Annotated in this window: 1 protein-coding gene and 2 pseudogenes; 1 reads left to right on the top strand and 2 read right to left on the bottom strand. The window is 64.8% G+C overall.

Annotated elements, in window-relative coordinates; translation table 11 throughout:
- Positions 1 to 1,469 precede the first annotated feature (1,469 nt).
- Both ACFV7R_RS46885 and ACFV7R_RS46890 read right to left on the bottom strand, forming a co-directional pair.
- On the bottom strand, positions 1,470 to 2,006 hold the full coding sequence (locus ACFV7R_RS46885; RefSeq protein WP_385276900.1) for an SMI1/KNR4 family protein: 537 nt from the start codon (positions 2,004 to 2,006) through the stop codon (positions 1,470 to 1,472).
- Between the two features lie 130 nt (positions 2,007 to 2,136).
- Positions 2,137 to 2,250 (bottom strand): annotated as a pseudogene (locus tag ACFV7R_RS46890) (ATP-binding protein); the annotation flags it as partial.
- A gap of 532 nt (positions 2,251 to 2,782) precedes the next feature.
- Here ACFV7R_RS46890 and ACFV7R_RS46895 point away from each other — a divergent pair.
- Positions 2,783 to 3,025: pseudogene (locus tag ACFV7R_RS46895) on the top strand (maturase); the annotation flags it as partial.

Below are 3,025 nucleotides of genomic sequence, written 5' to 3' on the forward strand. Positions count from 1 at the left end.
CACCGGTGATGCCATACCCGCCCCCTGCCACACGCCGTCACTGACACCCAACACAACGAGTGGCCCGGCAAAGGTTTCCGGTCACAGCACTAGCGGACGCTGCCGGACGAGGCTCGAGGGCGGCAGGAGCCTCCTGTCGGGCGCGCAGACTGGCCGGCTCAGCCCTCGGGCACGTGCGGGCAGGTCTCGCGCTGCTGAATCACAGCACGATCTGCTTCAGAGTTGCATTTAGTGCTCAGGCAACTTGCGTTACGGGATGATCTGGCTCATGAGGTCGGACATCGTAGTGGCTCTGATCGGCGCCATAGGTGTGGGCGGCACGATCGTGGGGACGTTTGCGGGCACTGTTCTGGGCGCCCGGATCCAGGCCCGTGGAGGGCACGATCAGGCGCAGGCGGCAAGAGATGCGGCAGCGACAGCGGCCGGGGCCGCAAGACAGCAGGCTTTACATGAACGTCAGTGGTCTGCCCTGTCGACGTACCTGGGGATTGCGAGCGCATGCTTTGACTTGTGCAAGGACTCCTATGTGTCGGCGTCGGAGCCACCGCCAGAGGCCGAGTTGACCTTCCGGGAACTACATCGATCACACGCTGAGGCCGAGCTCGCCCTGCCTTCCACCATGCACAATCCGCTCGTCTTCCTGTTGAACGCGGTACTGGACATGTGGCACGCAGCAAACAGGCAAGCTCGAGTAGTTCGGGCAGCGCGAGTTCTAGCTGCGATCGATCCGTCCGATCCTGGAGGGCCAGTGGCCGAGCGTGCGCGGCTGGCCCTGGAGCAGCTGCGAGCTTCAGATCCCTTGGATTGGGGGCCACAGGAGTCGGCAACCCGACCCAGGGTGTACGCCGAGGCCCAGGCCGCCCTGGAAGCAGTACCGCAGCTAGACACCGAGGATATGTGGGCTCTGGTCTCGGACGCCGCAGATCCCACCGACAGTAGCGAGCGGCTTTCCCAGCTCCGGCAGAATTACCTGCAGACGCGCCAATCCCTGACCCAAGCGGCACGAGAGTCCTGGGGCACAGACGCGATCGCGTGAAGCCGACCGCTGATGAGTGGTTTGTCGCCAGTGTCCTTCGGCGTCGATGAGCGTCCGCAGACGGGGACCCCGGGTCGTGGGCCCTGGTGTTCACCGTGCATGGCGAGTACCAGGGTGCGTCCCGGGTGGTGACCGTCGATCTCGACCCCGAGGGACTCGACTCCTCCGGTAACGGGGCACCCAAGGTTGTGCTGACCGGCTGATCCTCACGCGCCGCCCCGGGCGTGACCTCACACGGCCGGGCGCAGGGAAACCCTCGCTGCGCCCCTGGGGAGGCCGCAGGTGCTGGCCTCACGGCCTCTGGCTTCGTTGATCTCTAGGAACAGCGTTTGGCGACCGGTTCCGGAGGCAGTTGGTGATCACCTGGCTCACGGATCTCGATGAGAAACGACGGTACTGTCATGTCCACGAACGTGGGACGGCCAGCCTCTGGTCAGAGCGGCTGGCCGTCGAAGGGGCCGCCGGAGCCGGGCTTGAACGTCGTGCCGAGGTCGTACTGCGCGATCCCGAAAGGTTGAAAATCGGCATCGGCAAGGACGCGGTAGAGGAACTCAGAGGTGGACATGTCGTACCGGTCCCATGCGCCGCCGTCATCGGACCGCGCAAGGACGGGGTAATCGCCCGGCCGCTCGGCATCGATCAGCCAGCAGTACTCGTCGGCCCATTCGGTGGAGCCCCACTCGACCAGCCCCTTGCCGCCCGGCGCGTAGATCGCATAGGGATCGACGGCGGAGACGTCTCCGAGCTTGCTGTCCTGGTCGACCGACAGGGAGACCCGCCACTGTGTCAGGAAGTCGAACGAGACGCCCTCGTCGCGCCCCAGAAAGTAGACGGAATCACTGAAGACGCCGCCGCCGAGCACCTCGTAGAGCTCCTTGTAGTCCGCCGGCAGCGGGACCCCCAGCTCTCCCTCGATCGCCGCCCAGTCGACGGAGATCCCGAGCGGCTCCCACCCGGTCAGTTCGATCACTCGCTGAACCCACATGCAACAATCTTTTAGCACCGGTCTTCGTTCCGATGTCCCTCAACCCCCTCGTCGCTCACGTCAAGATCGGCAGCTATCGCACTCAGCCGACCTTGGCGGGTTCCTCAGCCCGGGCTCATGTGCTGGCGAGGCGGTAGGAGTCGGTGCCGGTCTCGGTCAGGGTGGCGTTGAAGGTGAGCCGGTCGACGATGGCCGCGCAGAGCCGCGGATCGGTGAAGGTCTTGGACCAGCGTGCGCCGTGAGGCGCTTCGTTGTATCCCCGACGCAGTCGGGATGAACTTGGAGGGAGGTTCTTGGGTCGCCGGGCTTACTTGAGCGCGAAAGCGTGAGGGGACAACAGCATGCTCGGGAAGTGGTGTCCGTCTGGAGGCGTCCAGGGCGGAGTGCCGCAAGACCCGCGCGATATGGCTAAGGCTTGATTGCTTGAAGCCCAATTCCCAGTGGTGCGAAAGACACCCGTCGAAACGGCGCCTGAATTCGACGTCACGTCATGTCTCGGTCGCGGTTGGAGGCTGGGGCAACCTCCATGGCGTGAGCGCCTCCCAGCGAGGGCGGCCAAGGGAATGAGTGGGCGGCCTACGTCGCGCTCGATACGTACAACGAAGACGTACCACGGGATCGCCTACGGGGCGCGAGCCCTATGGCGACGGAGTGCCCGTAGTAGTCGCAGGAGTGACGACCTGCCAGGGAGGCCGGGAAAGCCGGTCACAGGGCGAAGGGGCACAGGTGATTGAGGCGTCCGGCGATGGGAGGTATGCGTAATGCAGAGCACCGCAACGGTGCTGGACGTCCTCCGGGAACGCGGCAGAAGAAGTCTGCCGCTGGAAAGACTGTATCGGCAGTTGTTCAACCCGCAGTTGTTCCTGATGGCTTACGGGCGCATCTACGCCAACAAGGGTGCGATGACGCCCGGGGAGACCGTGGACGGCATGTCCCTGGAGAAAATCAACGCGATCATCGGCGGATTACGGGCCGAGACGTACCGGTGGACTCCAGTACGGCGG

It is taken from the genome of Streptomyces sp. NPDC059866, from assembly GCF_042731325.1.
Taxonomy (GTDB): domain Bacteria; phylum Actinomycetota; class Actinomycetes; order Streptomycetales; family Streptomycetaceae; genus Streptomyces; species Streptomyces flavusporus.